The 16,660-nt window shown below is 71.5% G+C and carries 13 protein-coding genes; 4 read left to right on the top strand and 9 right to left on the bottom strand.

Translation table 11 applies throughout. The features are described 5' to 3' along the window. A partial coding sequence (locus Q0D75_RS14480) for a hypothetical protein (RefSeq protein ID WP_291054749.1) occupies nt 1–264 on the top strand: 264 nt, incomplete at its 5' end. A gap of 44 nt (nt 265–308) precedes the next feature. Here the strand turns inward: Q0D75_RS14480 and Q0D75_RS14475 are convergent. After that, entirely contained in the window at nt 309–1,685 is a 1,377-nt protein-coding gene (locus Q0D75_RS14475; RefSeq protein WP_291054746.1) for a glucose-6-phosphate dehydrogenase, read from the bottom strand. A gap of 269 nt (nt 1,686–1,954) precedes the next feature. Next, entirely contained in the window at nt 1,955–4,723 is a 2,769-nt protein-coding gene (locus Q0D75_RS14470; protein ID WP_291054743.1) for a LuxR C-terminal-related transcriptional regulator, read from the bottom strand. A 236-nt stretch (nt 4,724–4,959) separates the two neighbouring features. On the opposite strand from Q0D75_RS14470, the gene Q0D75_RS14465 reads away from it, so the two are divergent. The 3 genes from Q0D75_RS14465 to Q0D75_RS14455 all read left to right on the top strand — a co-directional run bounded on the left by Q0D75_RS14465 (nt 4,960) and on the right by Q0D75_RS14455 (nt 7,307). Continuing rightward, on the top strand, nt 4,960–5,229 hold the full coding sequence (locus tag Q0D75_RS14465) for a hypothetical protein (protein WP_291054740.1): 270 nt from the start codon (nt 4,960–4,962) through the stop codon (nt 5,227–5,229). Nucleotides 5,230–5,237: 8 nt separating this feature from the next. After that, complete coding sequence (locus tag Q0D75_RS14460; protein ID WP_291054738.1) at nt 5,238–6,101, top strand: PaaX family transcriptional regulator C-terminal domain-containing protein; 864 nt, start codon at nt 5,238–5,240, stop codon at nt 6,099–6,101. A gap of 99 nt (nt 6,102–6,200) precedes the next feature. Then, on the top strand, nt 6,201–7,307 hold the full coding sequence (locus Q0D75_RS14455) for an LLM class flavin-dependent oxidoreductase (RefSeq protein ID WP_291054736.1): 1,107 nt from the start codon (nt 6,201–6,203) through the stop codon (nt 7,305–7,307). 51 nt (nt 7,308–7,358) lie between these two features. Here Q0D75_RS14455 and Q0D75_RS14450 read toward each other — a convergent pair whose 3' ends face one another. The 7 genes from Q0D75_RS14450 to Q0D75_RS14420 all read right to left on the bottom strand — a co-directional run bounded on the left by Q0D75_RS14450 (nt 7,359) and on the right by Q0D75_RS14420 (nt 16,658). Further along, a complete protein-coding gene (locus tag Q0D75_RS14450) occupies nt 7,359–8,792 on the bottom strand; it encodes an amidase (RefSeq protein WP_291054733.1) in 1,434 nt (477 codons plus the stop codon). Then, nucleotides 8,789–10,390, bottom strand: coding sequence for an AMP-binding protein (locus Q0D75_RS14445; protein WP_291054730.1), 1,602 nt, complete (start codon nt 10,388–10,390; stop codon nt 8,789–8,791). The genes Q0D75_RS14450 and Q0D75_RS14445 overlap by 4 nt, the downstream gene beginning before the upstream one ends. After that, a complete protein-coding gene (locus Q0D75_RS14440) occupies nt 10,387–10,767 on the bottom strand; it encodes a zinc ribbon domain-containing protein (RefSeq protein WP_291054728.1) in 381 nt (126 codons plus the stop codon). Before Q0D75_RS14440 ends, Q0D75_RS14445 begins: the two co-directional genes overlap by 4 nt. Further along, nucleotides 10,764–11,921, bottom strand: coding sequence for a thiolase family protein (locus Q0D75_RS14435; protein WP_291054726.1), 1,158 nt, complete (start codon nt 11,919–11,921; stop codon nt 10,764–10,766). The genes Q0D75_RS14440 and Q0D75_RS14435 overlap by 4 nt, the downstream gene beginning before the upstream one ends. Before the next feature lie 17 nt (nt 11,922–11,938). Continuing rightward, nucleotides 11,939–13,387, bottom strand: coding sequence for an aldehyde dehydrogenase family protein (locus tag Q0D75_RS14430; protein WP_291054724.1), 1,449 nt, complete (start codon nt 13,385–13,387; stop codon nt 11,939–11,941). An 80-nt stretch (nt 13,388–13,467) separates the two neighbouring features. Continuing rightward, on the bottom strand, nt 13,468–14,481 hold the full coding sequence (locus Q0D75_RS14425; protein ID WP_291054721.1) for a sugar ABC transporter substrate-binding protein: 1,014 nt from the start codon (nt 14,479–14,481) through the stop codon (nt 13,468–13,470). 158 nt (nt 14,482–14,639) lie between these two features. Further along, nucleotides 14,640–16,658: a GMC family oxidoreductase gene (locus Q0D75_RS14420; RefSeq protein WP_291054719.1), complete on the bottom strand. Its 2,019-nt coding sequence runs from the start codon at nt 16,656–16,658 to the stop codon at nt 14,640–14,642. Nucleotides 16,659–16,660 lie beyond the last annotated feature (2 nt).

The raw sequence follows: 16,660 nt of genomic DNA, 5'->3' as shown, positions 1-16,660 counted from the left end.
GTGTACGTGCCGCGCGATCTCGCTCGCGCCGTGGCATCCGCCACCACGCTCCCCACCGCTCCCGTCACGATCGTGCCCGCCGCCGCATCCGCCGCCGCTCTGCCGGCCGCCGCGTCGACCCCCGCGGTCCCCGTGGGCGCCGCTCCCCTGGTCGACGGCCCCGACCCGCGCGACGACGACGCCCTGCGCGCGCTCGTCGCCCACCACGCCGAAGTGGCCGAGGCCACCGCCCGCAACCACAACCAGGTGCGCTGGGTCATCTGACCTACCCGTCGAGCGCTCACGTGCTCAACGGACCTGCGGCAGGGTCAGCCGATGGGGGTCCAGTCGGCGGGGCCCTCGGAGCCCGCCGGGTACTGCTCGAGAGGCACCTCGTCGGCCGCCCAGGCGGCGATCGCGGGGGCCAGGATGCGCCAGCCCTCGACCGCGGAGTCGCCGCGCACGCTGAGGGTCGGGTCTCCGTCGAGGATGCCGGCGAGCACCTCGCGGTAGGCCAGCAGCTGGCCGTCGCCGAAGGTGGCCTCCAGGCTCGCGCGCTCGAGCTCGTAGGGATCGCCGGGACCGTTGATGTCGATCTCGAGCGACATCGCATCCGGAGCCAGGAAGATGCGCAGCACCGTGGGCGAGCTCTCACCGGTGAGGCCCACCGGCACCTGCTGAGCAGGCTTGAACGTCACCACGATCTCGCGGCGGCGCTGCCCGATCGCCTTGCCGGAGCGGAGCGTGATCGGCATGCCCTTCCAGCGCCAGGTCTGCACCTCGAGCGTGACCTCGGCCAGCGTCTCGGTCTCGCGTGCCGGGTCGACACCTTGCTCGTCGGCGTAGCTCGGCAGCTCGCGGCCGTCGATGCTGCCGGCGGTGTAGCGAGCACGGCGGCTGGCGACCTTCGGGTCGTCGTGCCAGAGGTGGGTGGCGCGCAGCACGAGCTCCTTGGCGTCGCGCAGGTCGTCTTGACCGAGCGTGGCCGGCGGCTCCATGGCCAGCACGGCCATCACCTGCAGCAGGTGGCTCTGGATCATGTCGACCAGTGCGCCGGCCTTGTCGTAGTAGCCGGCCCGGCCCTCGAGACCCAGCTGCTCGTCGTAGACGACGTCGATCTGGGCGATGTGCTCGGAGTTCCAGAGCGGCTCGAAGATGCGGTTCGCGAACCGCAGTCCCAAGATGTTGAACACCGTGGAACGGCCGAGGAAGTGATCGACCCGGTGGATCTGGTTCTCGGGCACCAGCTTCGCCAGCTCGGCGTTCAGAGCGACGGCACTCGGCACGTCGACACCGAAGGGCTTCTCGAGGGCGAGCGTGAGCCCGGCCGGGAAGTCGACCTTCTGCAGGGTGGTGACCACGGCGGCGGCGACCGCCGGCGGCAGGGCGAAGTAGATCGCCGGGGTGCCGGTGGCCAGGCCCAGCACGCGGGTGAGCTCGCCGGGATCGGTGACGTCGGCCTTGACGTACTGGGTGCTCTTCAAAAGGTCGTCGACCGCTGCTCCGGACGCCTGCACCTCGGCGAACGAGGTGGTGACGACCCCGTGCCACTTCTCGTCGCTCCAGTCGAGACCGCCGGCGCCGATCAGGCGCAGCCGCCGCTCGGGCTGCGCCGTCAGCAACTGCGCGAGACCGGGCAGCAGCAGGCGGGCCGTGAGGTCTCCGCTGGCACCGAAGATGAGGAGCGTGTCTACCCGTTGAGTCATGTCTCTCACAGTAGCGAGGTGGAGCGGCTGCGGGGATGCCTGCCACGCACTCGTGACGGGGTGGAGGTGAGGAGCAGGGACGACCACCCGAAGGCCGCCCCTGCTCTCGATCATCGCGCGAGCACCACAGCGGGTCTGACGAGGGACACCGCCGGGTATGGCGCGCACGCACGGCGCGGATGCTCGCTGCGCAGATGATCAGGCTGTACGCCTGCGAACAGTCTGCGGGTGACGAGCGGCAGGGTGTGATGAGTACTTTCTACTCGACTTCACTTCGCCCCCGTACCCGGCCCACCGCCCGGGCCGGTGGCGTAGTCGTCGTGATCCAGCTGGAGCTCGCTGAGCTCGGCCGAGAGCTCGCGCCGGCCGGCCACACCGAGCTTCTTGTAGATGCGCGCCAGATGGTTGTCCACGGTGCGAACCGAGATGCCGAACTCGGCGGCGAGCTCGGCACTGGTGCGGAACGCCGCCGCTCCGGATGCCAGCTGCCACTCGCGATCGGTCAGCGGGGTCACCCGCGGCTGATCCTGGCGCTGCCGGCCGGCCATCGAGACCCCCGTCCGCACGGTCCAGGAATCGGCCAGCCGGTGCGCCCGCGCCGCCTGCACCAGATCGTCACCGGCGTGATCGGCCGCCCAGCGGGCCGCGTCGATGGCCGGCCCGAGAAGCCCCGCCTCCGCCAGCTGCTTGGCGACCGGCAGCACGTCTTGCCGGGACGCCACGGCTCGGGCGTGAGCCTCGCAGAGCGGAAAGGCATGACGCGCGGCCGTCAGATACGGCAGCATCACCGTCGCGCCGACCACGGGTTCGATCCGCACGCCCTCGTAGGCCACCAGGGCCGCCAGATAGAGGTGCCCACCGTCGACCGCCTGCTGCAGGGCGGGGGCGAGCGAGCGGATGGCGAAGCCGGGCCGGCCCGCCGAGGCCGACACCCAGGCCCGGGCGAGCGAGGCGTACAGTTCCACCTTCGGATCGCGCACCTCGGCGGGCGTCAGCTGATCCAGCCAGCTCCGCGCGATCGCGAACCGGCCGGTGCGGGCCGCGATCGCCGCGGAGAGCGCGTCGGCCGAGGCGAGCAGGCCGGCGATGTCACGCCAGACCAGATCACGGCGGCCTTCGATGATCAGCTTCCAGGCTCGGGCGGGCGACCCGGTGTGCAGTTCGATCATCGCGAGCGCGAACTTCCAGACGCCCTTCGCACTCGGATTGGACTCCTCGGCCCTCGCGAGGTTGGCGCGCGCCGCCGACCGGGCCTCCAGGAAGCGGTCGGTGAAGGCGAGCACCAGCACGTCGGAGAGCTGCAGCAGGTCGCGGGCGTTGGGCAGCACGTCGCGAAAGCGCTCGCACTCGGCCAGCCCGCGCTGCACCGCCTCCTGAGCGAGCCGCAGATTGCCGCCCATGGTCTGCAGCATCGCGGTCATGATCAGCAGGTTGAGGTCGCCCGAGGTCTCGACAGGGCCGAGCGCGCCGAGCGGATCGGGAACAGCATCCAGGTCGGCCGGCATCCCCTGCCCCGCCATCAGCCGCCACTTCACCAGATCGGATTCGATCAGTGCCCTGATCGCGGCATCGCCGAGACGCCCGAGGACGGGTTCGGTGCGGATCACCGCGAGATCCGGTCGCAGGGTGCGGAAGGCGAGGTGGTTGCCCTCCGCCTGGGCGAGTGCGGCGACGAACTCCTCGTCGACCGGGCCCTCGTGGGCGTCGAGGGCCGCCCACGCGGCGGTGAAGTGGTCGCCGGCGGCGCGGATGCGGCCGATCTGCGAGAGGGCCTGCGCCTGCGCGTACTCGCCGGCGGCCCGGAGCCGGCGCTCGTCGCCGGCCGCGGCGGCGGCCTGTTCACCGAGCCGGATGGCTGTGGCGTAGCGCTGTTCGCCGAGTTCCTCGCGGGCGAGATCGACGAGCACCCACGGAGCGACGGGCTGCCCGGCGGTGAGCATCAGCAGCACCCGCCGCACGCGGTGCGCCGGGTAGCCGTCGAGCATGTCGGCACCGGCGGCGGCGAAGTCGCCCCGGTCGAGCTCGGTGACGGTGGCGAGCACCACCGCCGCGTAGAGCGGATGCGCGAGCTGTACCCAGGTGCGGCCGTCGGCGAGACGGGTGATCACCAGGCCCATCGCCTCGGCGCGCCGGGTCGCCTTCTCGGAGACGCCCGAGGTGCCCGCCTGCTCGACCGGGAGGTCGCCGGCCACCGCCAGCACCGTCATCAGGTCGTCGATCAGGAAGTCGCCCTGCAGCGGGTTCGCCGGAAGCGACGCGACCAGACCGGCCGACACGTAGGGCCACTGCTCGCGCCATGATCCGGCGTCGTCACCGAGCTCGCAGGCGCCGGCAGACGCTTCGATCAACTCGACCAGCGTGCGCACGCTGCCGGCCGCCAGACGCACCATCTCGGCGGCCGCGGCGTCGCCGACGCTCGGGCCGAGGCGGTCTTTCACCAGCGAATGACCTTCGTTCGCCGAGAGCGGCGTCAGTTCGAAAACCGTCGAGGCGTCACGGCCGAGTCGCAGAGCCCCGGAGCCGGAGTTCTCCAGCCGCGCACGGGAGCCGGGCTCGGAGATCGACTCCAGACGCCGGGACACCACCATCGACGCCGCACCGCCCTGGCGCACCTGCTCGAGCACGCAGGCGCTGGCCGGGTCGAGCAGGTCGGCGTCATCGACCACCAGCACGACACCGGGGCGGTTCAGCTCCCGGTGGAATCGCACCAGCGCGTGATCGTCGGCCGGAACGCCACCGGCGCCTCCCCCCACCTCACCCGCATCCGGCAGCGCCGCGAGTAGGGGAGCGAGCGCGCCCAGCGGCACATCCGAGAGATCGGATCGGCCCCGCACCAAGTAGACCGCACGCTCGTCGGCGAGCGCCTCGGCGATCGCCTCCAGGAACGCGGTGCGGCCGGAACCGGATCGGCCGGTGATGAGCACGCAGGTGCCGGGCACGGAGCCCCGGAGGGTGAGGATGGTTCGCTTGAAGGCCCGGTCGCGGCCGTGCAGTCGCTGGCCGCGGACTCGGGGGGACATGGATTTCGACGTGGGCATGTGCATTCCTTCTGCGTCGCGACAGTGCAGGGTTCGCGGCGACTCGGGTGGGAGAACGGGGGTGACGCTCTCAGATCGGACGGTGCTGTTGAGTAGGTTTTACTCATGTTCTGACCGCAAATCCGCTGTCACGATGAGGATTACGTAGCCCGCAGATCAGGGATACGTAGTGACTCACCCGACCGCATACGTGGTCCGCGCTCGCACCCCTCGTCCCCAGCCTCTATCGTTGAGTCGTGACCACGACGACGGCCCGCCTCGTTCTTCTACTGCGCATCTGCTACATCCTCGGCGCCGCATTGTTCGTGCTCGACGTCGTCTACGCCTTCGCCGCCCAGGGATTCGAGATCCTGCTGACGGGCGACATCGCCGAGCACAGCCCGGCCGACAGCGTGATCGAGTGGATCGCCGTGATCGCCTTCGCCCTGGTCGCCCTCGGCGCCGTGCTCACCATCGCCGCCACGACGGAGTTCACGAAGAACGGCATCGACTCCGACCTGACATGATGGGGGAAATGACCGAGATCAGCCAAGCGCAGGGGTCCGCGGCGGCGCGCGCCTCCCGCACCATCCTCGTAGGTTTCCTCGGCTCGATCGTGAGGCGGATGGGCAATTGGATGCCCATCGCCGGGGCCGTCGAGCTGATGGGCCAGTGCGGCCTCGACGAGTCGAGTGTGCGCACGGCCATCTTCCGGCTGAAGCAGCGCGGCTGGCTGGTGCCGGAGACCCGCGCCCGGGCAAAGGGCTACCTGCTCACCGAGCTCGCACTGCAGTCGCTCGCCGCCGGCGACGAGATCGTCTGGCACGCCCGCCAGGCCGCCAACCTCGACGACGGCTGGTGCGTCGTGAACTTCTCGGTGCCCGAGTCGGCCCGGGCGAAGCGGCACAAGCTCCGCGCCCATCTGGCCTCCCTCGGCTTCGGCAACATCGGCTCCGGGGTGTGGATCGCGCCGGCACGGATGCTCGACGCGGCCAAGCGGGCGATCGACGAGCTCGAGCTCACCGGCCAGTCCGCCGTCTTCGTGGGCGACTACGCGGGCGGACAGGATCTGGATTCCCTTCTGCGCAGCGGCTGGGACCTGCCCGAGATCGACCAGCGGTACCGCGACTTCATCGACACCCACCGCGAGCACGCCGAGGCGCTGGAGAGTTCCGGGGCCATCAACGGCGAAGACGCCTTCGTGACCTACGTGTCGGTCATCAACCAGTGGCGGAAGCTCCCCTTCCGTGACCCGGGCCTTCCCCGCGAGATCCTCGGAGAAGACTGGGCGGCTCCCGCCGCCGGCGTGCTGTTCGAGCGGATGGTGACACTGCTGGAGGGCCGGGCCCTGGCCCACGCCGCTGCGCACTGGCCGTCGACATCCATCACCCCCGCGTGACGATCGCCACGTTTCAAGAATATTAAACCTCGGCGCGGGCCTTCCGCATCCGGCCCCGGGCGGCATACCGTGTGAGCGTCGACCCGAACAGGAGCCCACATGCCCAACCCGACCGGATCCCTCGCCCTCCCCGACTTCAAACTCGGCCTCTTCAGCCCGAACTGCTCGTCCGGCCTCGCGGTCACCACCGTGCCGGAGCGCTGGTCGGGGAGCTGGGACGACAACATGGCGCTCGGCCGCCTCGCCGACGAGGTGGGGATCGACTTCCTGCTGCCGATCGCCCGCTGGATCGGTTACGGCGGATCGACGAACTTCCACGGATCCGTTCTCGACCCCGTGGCCTGGCAGGCCGGCCTGCTCGCGATCACGGAGAAGATCAGCGTGTTCGCCACCGTGCACACGGCCTTCAACCACCCGATCGTGGTGGCCAAGGCCCTCGCCACGGCCTCGCAGATCGGCCACGGTCGCGCGGGTCTGAACATCGTCGCCGGCTGGAATCAGCCTGAGTACGAGACCTTCGGCACCGAGCTGCCCACCGATCACGACGCCCGCTATGCCCGCGCGCAGGAGTGGTGGGATCTCATCCGTACCCTGTGGGAGAGCGAGGAGCCCTTCGACTGGAACGGCGAATACTTCAGCTCGAAGCACCTCGAGGGCTGGCCGAAGCCCCAGGGCGGGGGCGTTCCGGTGCTGAACGCCGGCTCGTCGAAACAGGGCCGCGACTTCGCCGCCCGCAACGCCGACTACGCCTTCACCGTGGTGGGCGGCCCGGAGGACGGCGCCGAGATCGTGACCTCGATCAAGGCCGCCGGCCAGGCCGACCACGGCCGCGACGTGGGTGTCTTCACGCTCGGCCACGTGGTGTGCCGACCTACCCGCACCGAGGCCGAGGAGTTCTTGCACTATTACGCCGACGAGAACGCCGACTGGGACGCCGTGGACAACCTGATGCGCCTGCAGGGCCTGCACGCGCAGTCGTTCACGCCCGAGATGCTCGCGATGTTCCGCGGCCGTTTCGCCGCGGGCCACGGCAGCGTGCCGCTGATCGGATCGCCCGACGACGTGGCCGACGAGATCGCCCGCTACGCCGAGGCCGGCTTCTCGGGGATGACGATGAGCTTCCTGAACTACACCGACGAACTCGGCTACTTCGCCGCCGAGGTGCTCCCCCGCCTGGAGAAGAAGGGCATCCGCCTCCCCCGCTGACCTCGTCCGCCGGGCCGGGCTCGCGGCCCGCGGTGCGTGCTCGCCCCATCGTCAGAGGGCGGGGGCGAGCACGGAGGTGCGCCAGGGCTGAACCTGCTCGAGCCGGCCGGCGAGGTCGAGCAGGAGACGGTCGGCTCCGTACGCGCCGACGAGCTGCACGGCGAGCGGGAGGCCGTCGGCGCTGAAGCCGACCGGCACGCTCATCGCCGGCAGTCCGGTCATGTTCGCCTGCGGGGTGAAGCGGAGGATGCGGATGGACTCCTCGATGCCCGTGGCCGGGTCGGCGAACTGGCCGGCCGGCTGCGGCAGCAGTGGGAGCACGGGGCTGACCAGCACGTCGAAGTCGTGCCACCACGACTGCACGCGGCGGCGGAACCCGTCGAACCAGCCCATCGCCTCCACGTGCTGCGCCGAGCTCTGCGCACCGGCCTGCTCGGCCCAATAGTCCGTGATCGGATCGAACCCCGCCTCGGCCGCCCCCGGAACGCCGGATGCGACGGCGGCGGCAACCGCCCGGTCGCGCGCGATCCTCGCGAACGGCAGCAGGGCCTGGAACCAGTGCTCGGCGAAGTCGTGCGGGAACATCGCCTCCGGCCAGGCCTCCTCCACTCGGTGGCCGAGACCCTGGAGGAGCCGCCCCGTGCGGGTCACCGACTCGGCGATCTCGGAGTCGACGGCGTAGACGCCGGCCGGGTCATGATCGAGCAGCCCGATCCGCAGTCCCGCACCCGGGTGCACGGTGCCGGCATCCTCGACACCGGCGAAGAGGCCGGGCGACAGCACCGCGTCCCCGGGCTCGGCACCGGCCAGCAGCGCGAACGCGGCGCGGGCATCCCGCACCGACTTCGTGAGCAGCCCCGGCTGCGAGATGCCGTACAGCGACTCACCGGCAGGCGCTCCGCTGATCGTGCCCCGGCTCACCTTCAGCGCCACGAGCCCGCAGTGCGCCGCCGGATTGCGCAAGGAGCCTCCCCCGTCGGTTCCCTGCGCGATGGCCGTCATGCCCGCGGCCACCGCGGCGGCCGCACCTCCGGACGACCCGCCGGCCGATCGGCCCGGGTCCCACGGGTTGCGGGTGAGCCCGTAGGCGAGGTTCCTGGTCTCGGAGTGCAACCCGAACTCGGCCGAGTTCGTGCGCCCGATCGGCACGAAGCCGCCCGCCCGCAGCCGGCGGACGAGGGCGGAGTCGTGGTCGAAGGTGCAGCCGGCCCGCTTGCGGACGAGACTGCCCTGGTGGTCGGGGTGACCGATCGCCGCGGCGCCGAGGTCCTTCAGAAGAAGGGGGACGCCCGAGAACGGGCCCGGCTCGACCGGCCATCGCGCAGCATCCGGATCGAGGTGGATCACCGCGTTGACGGCGGGGTCGGCTTCCGCGATGCGCTGGAGCGACAGCTCGAGCAACTCCGTCGCGGTGAGCAGCCCGCTTCGGACGGCCTCGGCCTGGCCGGTCGCATCCTGGGCCAGGATGGCGGTCGCGTCGCTCATCGGTCGGCCGTCTCCGCCTCGCGGTCCCAGCGCTGCACCGCGGCACCGCGCTTGCGCAGCTCGGCCTTGCTCACCTTGCCGTTGGCCGTGCGCGGCAGGTCATGCTCGAACACGATGAAGCGCGGCACTGCGAACGGCGGCAGGTGCGGTTCGACGAACTCGATCAGCTCATGCGGCTCCAGCTCGACTCCCGCCTTGACCTCGACCGAGATCTGCACCTCTTCCTCGCCGAGTTCGGAGGGCACGGCGTAGGCGGCGACGGCCGCGACGCCGGGATGTTGCAGCACGGTCGACTCCACCTCGACCGAGGAGATGTTCTCGCCCCGGCGCCGGATGATGTCCTTGATGCGGTCGAGGAACCGGAACCATCCGTCGGCCTCGCGCACCACGCGGTCGCCGGTGTGGAACCAGAGGTCGTCCCAGGCCTTGACGGTCTCGTTCGGCATCCCGAAGTAGCCGCGGGCGAGGGCGTAGGGCTGATCGCTGCGGATGAGCAGTTCGCCGGGCACCCCGTCGGGCAGCGGCTCGCCGTTCTCCGGGTCGATCACCCGGTTGTCGAAGCCCGGCACCGAGACACCGAGGTACCCGGGCCGCAGCTCGTCGACCGGCACGGCGATGGCGAGGTTCGTCTCAGTCGATCCGAAGGCGTCGACGAGGTTGACGCCGAACCGCTCCTTGAACTCCGGCAGCATGCGCGCCGGAGTGGCCGGGGCGAGCGCCGCACGCACGCGATGCGGCACGAACTCGCTGTCGGGCCGGTTGAGCAGGATGCCCACCATCGCCCCGAGCAGGAAGGTGAACGTGGCGCCGCAGTCGGCGGCATCCTGCCAGAACCGGCTGGCCGAGAAGCGCCGCGCCACCACGAAGGAGGCGCCGGAGACGACGGCCTGGATGAAGGCGTTCAGCGCGTTGGTGTGGAACAGCGGCAGGGTCGTGAACAGCACGTCGTCCCGGGTGAAGCGCATGTGCAGGGTCTGGTTGCGGCCCCACCAGTAGAACTGCGCGTGCGGGCACAGCACGCCCTTGGACGGCCCGGTCGTGCCGGAGGTGTAGAGGATGGCGGCGATGTCGGAAGGCGCCACCGCTGCTGCGTCGACCTCGCGGGAGATCGCCGGGATCGGCTCCACCGGCAGCGTGAGCACCCGCGCGCCGTCGTCGCCGGCCTCGGCGGACGCCTCGAAACCCAGCACCCGCTCGATGCCGACCGGATCGTCGAGCCGCGCGAATCCGGCCAGTCCCTGCTCGTCGGCCAGCAGCAGGCGCGCCCCGCTGTTGGCCAGCGCGTGCCGCAGCTGCGGCGGGGTCAGTGCGGGGTTCAACGGCACGGCGACCGCGCCGATCCAGGCGGCCGCGAGGATCATGTCCAGCAGCTCGAGCCGGTTCCCCGAGAGCATGGCGATCCGGTCGCCGACGGCCACACCCGCGTCGCTCAGCACCCCACCGAGCCCGCGCACTACGCGCAGCTGCTCGGCGCCCGTGCGGGTCTGCGCGCCCGAGCTCAGCAGCAGGTCGTCGGGCATCTCGTCGGCGCGCCGCTGCAGCATCGCCGGGATGGTGCAGTCCGCCAGGGGGCGGTCCAATTGAGGAATGCGAGTCATGGGGTTCCCTCGTTCTCGGTGTGTGCGGAGTTGTGGATGTGTGCGGAGCCGGGCAGATACACCTGCGCGGGAACGGCGGCCGGGTCGCCCGGCGAGCCGATGACAGTGACGGAGTCGCCCTCGGCGAGCGCTCCGGTGCTCGAGCAGACGACGAGCACGCCGCGGGCGCGCACCGAGGCGATGCGCAGCCCGCCCGGCAGCTCGGTGACCTGCTCGACGACGCCGGGGCCGGCCGGCACCGGTTCGAAGCGGTCGTCGCCGCATGATCGGCAGGCCAGCCGCGGCGGGAAGACGACGGTGGCGCAGGCGAGGCAGCTCTGCAAGAAGGCGGGGAGGGCTCCGGATGCCGCGGCCTCCGCGCGGGATGTGCCGCTCATCGCACGGCCTCCAGCACCGCGACGTTCGCGCAGGAGCCATACCGGTACAGCACCATGCCGTAGCCGGTGACCACGCCGAACCGCGCATCCGGAACCTGCCGCTCGCCCGCGATCCCCGCGAGCTGCCGGTACGTCTCCACGACGCCGTGCATGCCCGCGGCCGCACCGGCCTGGCCGGCCGAGAGCTGGCCTCCGGCGGTGTTGACGGGCAGCCGCCGGGTGCCGATGCGCTCGGCGAGATCGCGCGCCGCATCCGGTGCCGCGATGGCCCCCAGGTCGATCAGCTGGGCGAGCGCCATCGCCGGGTAGTCGTCGTAGACGCTGAACACGTGCATGTCGGAGGCACCGAGGCCCGCCCGTTCCCAGGCGCGCGGCGCGGCCTGCACGAGCCCTGTCGTGAGACCGTCGCCGTCTTGATCGTCGATGCCGGTCGTCGTCTCCACCGCGAGCACCCGCACCGCGCGGCCGCCCTCGGCACCGGGCGGGCCGGCGGCGGTCAGCACCACGGCATCGGCGCCGCTCACCGGCGGCACGCAGTCGTAGCGGCCGAGCGGCGGGGCCACGAGCGGCGCGTCGAGATACTCCTCGAGGGTCAGCGGCGTGCGGTAGACAGCCCCGGGGTTCCGCCCGGCCCACTCCCGCTGCGCCGTGGCGATACGCCCGTAGTCGCGGCGAGTGAGGCCGAGAGCGGTCATCTGGCGCTGGGTGAGCAGGGCGAACAGAGCGTTCGGCCCGGTGGCCGGCAACGGCACCAGGTGGTCTTCGGTGGACCGGTTGTAGTGCTCGACGAGCATCCGGAACGCCGCGGCATCCATCCGGTCGCCCGACACCAGCACGATCGTGGAGGCCTGGCCCGAACGGATGGCGAGCTCGGCGTGCTGCAGCATGTTGAGGGCGCTCGCGCCGCCGTTGGTGTCCTCCATCAGCCAGCGCAGCGGGCCGAGACCGGCGCGCCAGGCGAGGTCGACGGCATGGTCGGGCCCGAGCGTGAAGCTGGAGACGCCGAGCCCGTCGACGTCGGACCAGCGCAGCCCGGCCGCGGCGACGGCCTCGCGGGCAGCCCGCACGAGCAGGCCGGCCGTGGTGACCCGGGGTTCCGGATGCCGGGTGTACGGCGTCTCGGCCGCCCCGGCGATGACGACGGAGTCGCTCATTCTCGATCCGCTCGCCATCAGGTGAGGTTGACGAAGACGCTCTTCGTCTCGGTGAAGGCGTCGATCGAGTAGGAGCCCATCTCGCGGCCCCAGCCGCTCAGGCCGATGCCGCCCCACGGCGCCGCCGGGTCGATCAGTGGGAGCTGGTTGACGAAGACGGTTCCGGCCTGCACCTCGGCGGCCACCCGGTGGGCGGTGCGGAGGTCGTTCGTCCAGACGACGCTGGCCAGGCCGTAGGCCGAGTCGTTCGCCCGCTCGATCGCCTCGTCGAGGTCGCGGAAGGAGAAGATCGGGATCACAGGGCCGAACAGCTCCTCGCGGGCGACGGCCATGTCGTCGCGCACGCCGGTGAGCACGGTCGGGCGGTAGAAGCATCCGGAGGCGAGGTCTCCGTCGGCGCGCGCACCCCCGGTGAGCAGGATCGCTCCCCCGTCGACGGCCGCCTGCACGGCGGAGTGCACCTTGTCGAGCTGCTCTTCGGAGATGAGCGGGCCGAGCACGGTCGCGGGGTCGCTGCCCGGGCCGATCACGAGCTTTTCGGCCGCGGCGGCGATCTTCTCCGAGAACTCCGCCAACCGGGACTCGTGCACGTAGAAGCGGGTGTAGGCCCCGCAGGCCTGCCCGGAGTTGAAAGCGGCGCCCTGGAGGTTGCCCTGCACGGCCGCGTCGATGTCGGCATCCGCGGCGACGATGCTCGGCGCCTTGCCGCCGAGCTCGAGCGAGACCCGTTTGAGGTTGCCGGCCGAGGATCGCACGATCTCCTGGCCCACTTCGGTGGATCCGGTGAACGAGACCTTGCCCACACCGGCGTGCGCCACGAGCGCCCTGCCGACCTCGGGGCCGCCGGTGAGCAGGCTCACCACGCCCGGCGGGATGCCGGCCTCCTCGCACAGCTCGGCGAGCTTGACCGTGGAGAGCGGCGTCTGCTCGGCCGGCTTCAGGATGGCGACGTTGCCGGTGGCGAGAGCGGGTGCGAGCTTCCAGGCCGCGATGGCGAAGGGGACGTTCCAGGGGGTGATGAGCGCGGCTATGCCGATCGGCTCCCGCAGCGTGTAGGTGAGCTGGCCCCGGATGGAGACCTGCGTGGTCTTGCCCTCGAGCTTCGTGGCGTAGCCCGCGTAGTAACGGAAGACCTGGGCGCCGAGCGGCACGTTGACGTCGCGGGCCATGCCGATCGGCTGCCCCGAGTCCAGCACCTCGAGCGCGGCGAGTTCGTCGGCGTCGCGCTCGATCAGCTCGGCGACGCGCCAGAGCAGGCGGCCCCGGGCGTCAGGGGTGAGGTCCCGCCACGCGGGAGACCGGAAGGCCTCCCGCGCAGCGCGGACCGCGTCGTCGACGTCGGCACGAGTGGCCTCGGCCGCCGAGCCGATCACGGCACCGGTGGCCGGGTCCCGGGTCTCCCGGGTGCCGCCGTCGCTCGCATCGGCCCAGTGGCCGCCGATCAGGAGCCGCGTGGATCCGCTCATGCCGTCGTCGCCTTTCTTCAGATGGTTCAGTGTGTCGGTGGTGCTGTGGATCGGTCCGTCGGGACGGACGGCAGGTGCCGCTACTCGACCAGCGGGATCGTGTCGAGCGTGTACACGCGGTCTTCGGGAGCCACGTAGTCGGCCAGATTCTCCTTGGTCCAGAAGGTCGCCTCGACGATCAGGTCGGCGGGCTCGCCGTCCTTCAGCAGCTCGGCGGCCTTGACCATCGCCCAGCCGGTGGCCGGCGGGTTCGGGTCCCAGGTGCCGGTGAGGCGTCCCTGCTCGACGGCCTGGATGGCATCCGCGTCGCCGTTGATGCCGATCGTGATCACGCCGTCGTTCGAACCGTCGTAGATGCTGCCGCCGGCCTGGGTGATCGCCGAGGAGGCGCCGAGGGCCGAGGCGTCGTTGTACGACCAGATGGCGTCGACGTCGGGGTACTGCAGCAGCAGGTCGGAGACGAGCGAGGCGGCGGTCGCGCTGTCGTCGGCCGTGTTGTCGGTCTGGTTCACGATCGTGATGCCCGCGGCCTCGGCGGCCTTCGTGAAGCACTCCACGGTGCCGGTGATGGAGGCGACCGGCGGTCCGCCGATCACGATCACCTTCGCGTCGGGCTTGGCGTCGGCGATGTACTTCGCGGTCTGGTCGGAGGGGCCGCCGTCGAGGCAGACGTGGGTCTGCCACCACACGGTGCCGTCGAACTCGTCGGCCTCGCTGTTCAGACCGATCAGCTTGACGTCCTTCTCGGCGGCCTGGGCGTAGGCGCTGCGCAGGGCGTTCGAGTCGAGCGCCCACAGGCCGATCGCGTTCACACCGAGCTGCAGCATGGTCTGCACGTCGGAGACCTGCTTGTCGACCGAGAGGTTGGCATCCAGGATCTCGTTGCTCCAGCCGAGTTCGGTCGTGGCGGCGCCGATGGTCTCGGCGATCTGCTGCTGGCCGGGCTGAGCACCGACCGGCGTCGAGTAGCCGAGGCTCCAGGAGCCGGAGGCGCTGTCGCCGCCGGTGGCGGCCGTGGTGCCGCCGCTGCACGCGGCGAGCAGCAGAGCAGCGGGGAGCAGTGCTGCGACGGCGACGGGTGTCTTGGACTTCATGTCGAACGACCTCTCTTCAGGGGATGTGAGTTGGTGCTTTCGGGTGTGGAGCTTTCGGGTGGTGCGGGGCTCCTCGGCCGGTTTTCGGGCGTGCGGATGCACGGCACCGGCACCCGAGGAGGGTCTGGTGGGCTGGATGGCGCGGAACGGGCCGGGTCTCAGCCGCCCTTTCGCACGGTCGCGACGAGCGCTTCCGCGGTTCGCTCGGCGACCGCCATCACGGTGATCATCGGATTGACGCCGGGCGCGGTGGGCAGCGCCGAGGCGTCACCGATCCACACCCCGGAGGTGTCGTGCAGCTGCCCTCGGCCGTCGGCCACCGAGACGGTCGGGTCGGCGCCGAGCCGGCACGAGCCCATCTGGTGGGCCGACATCGCGAGGTGGTCGCGCGGCGGCTCGGCGGCGAGCGCGTCGAGGAACGCCTCGAAGTCCTCCCCGTCCCGCCAGCGCAGGTCGCGCCAGAGGAAGGTGAAGATCTCCTTCGCTCCCGCGGCCTTGTGCATGCGGGCGAGTTCCTGGTGCGCGCGCACGCCGACCCGGTAGTCGATGTCGTCGTCCAGATCCCAGATCAGGGCGGCGCGGCCCTCCTCGTCGAGCACGACCCGGCCGGCGCCGTGGTCGTGCGCCACGCCGTGCCAGGTGGCGTAGCGGTCGAAGGAGCGCATCCGGTCGCGGGCGACCCGTCCCTCGGCGAGCGGGCTGAGGCCGGCCCAGCTGCCGATGTTGAGCGAGAGCGACTCCACGAGGAAGCCCTCGCCGTCGACGACCTCGGTGAGGTCGAAGCTCACGGCCGACTGGATCTGGCCGTGCCAGGCCTCGATCGCCTCGTCGTAGACGCCGGTGACGATCCAGGCCGGGTGCAGGCGCAGGTTCTCGCCGACGGCGGGGCCGCCGATGCCCGAGCGCAGCAGCAGCGCGGGCGACTCGATGCCACCGGCGGCGACCACCACCGTGGGGGCGTCGACCCGCAGGGGCCGCTGCCCGTCGGCGGTCTCGATCGTGCCGGTGACCCCGGTCGCCGAGCCGTCGGCGACGGTGACCCGGTCGATCCAGGCGCCGGCGAACACCCGGGCTCCGGATGCGACGGCGTCGTCGAGGTAGGTCACCACGGTCGAGGCGCGGAAGCCCTGCTGGTGGGTGCATCCCTCGGCGCAGAACGGGCAGAACTCGCTCACCCCGTCGGCCACGAAGTTGCGCGGCAGGCGTTCGTGCGCGTAGCCGAGCTCGGCGAGGCCCGTGATCATGGCGCGGGTGTTGGCGTTGTGGTGGGAGGCCTCGGTGTTCACACCGAGGCGGCTCCACACCCGGTCGAGCTGAGCCTCGAACTCGGGGCCGTCGAGGCCCTCGAGGCCTTCGCTCGCCCACAGCTCGCGGATCTTCTGGGGCGGCCGCAGGCTCACCATCGAGTTGATCAGGGTGCCGCCGCCGACGGCCGAGCCGGCCAGGATGCCCATCTGCCCGGTCTCGGAGAAGAGACCGCCGCGGCCGAGGAACACCGCTCCGCCCTCGGCGCCGTGCTGGGTGCGTTTGGCGTCGGTCACGTGCGGACCGGCGTCGAGCACGATCACCGAGAGGCCCGCCTGGGCGGCCCGGGCGGCGATGACACCGCCGCCGGCGCCCGAGCCGACCACCACCACGTCGGCGGTGAGCACGATCTCGGCGGCGGCATCCGGTGTCTCGACCCGGAGGTTCTTCGGCGTCTCCCCCGGCGTGGCCGGACGGTAGGCCAGCGGGCCGTAGCCGAGTGCGGGCCAGACGGGGTTGGTGCCGGTCTCGTCGACGGCGTTCACGAAGGTGCCCATGGCCATGCTCTTCAGCTGCCGCACCGCGTTGCGGTGGGTGAGGGAGGCGTCACCGGCGGCGCGCAGCATCGCGATCCGCGCATCCGGATCGGCAGCGGCGGCGGGGTCGAGGAACCCGGAGGCCGCGAGGTGCTCGGCGAGCGAGGCGATCGCCCGGCGCAGGGTGGCGTCGAGGGTCGGCACCGCGGCGGCGACGGCGGTGTCGATGCCCCGGGCTACGGCGCCGTCGCGGTAGTAGGCCTCGAGAACCGGATCGCCGAGCGCGTCGGCGGCCGGCTCGAGCGAGGGCAGCAGCGCGTCGCAGACGGCCCGGACGACCTCGTCCTGGGTCGCTCCGGCGGTGTCGTCGGGGGTGAGGGTGTGCGTATCGGTCATCG

The sequence above is a fragment of the Herbiconiux sp. genome, assembly GCF_023264855.1.
Taxonomy (GTDB): Bacteria; Actinomycetota; Actinomycetes; order Actinomycetales; family Microbacteriaceae; genus Herbiconiux.
This window is presented reverse-complemented; position numbering and strand designations above follow the sequence as displayed.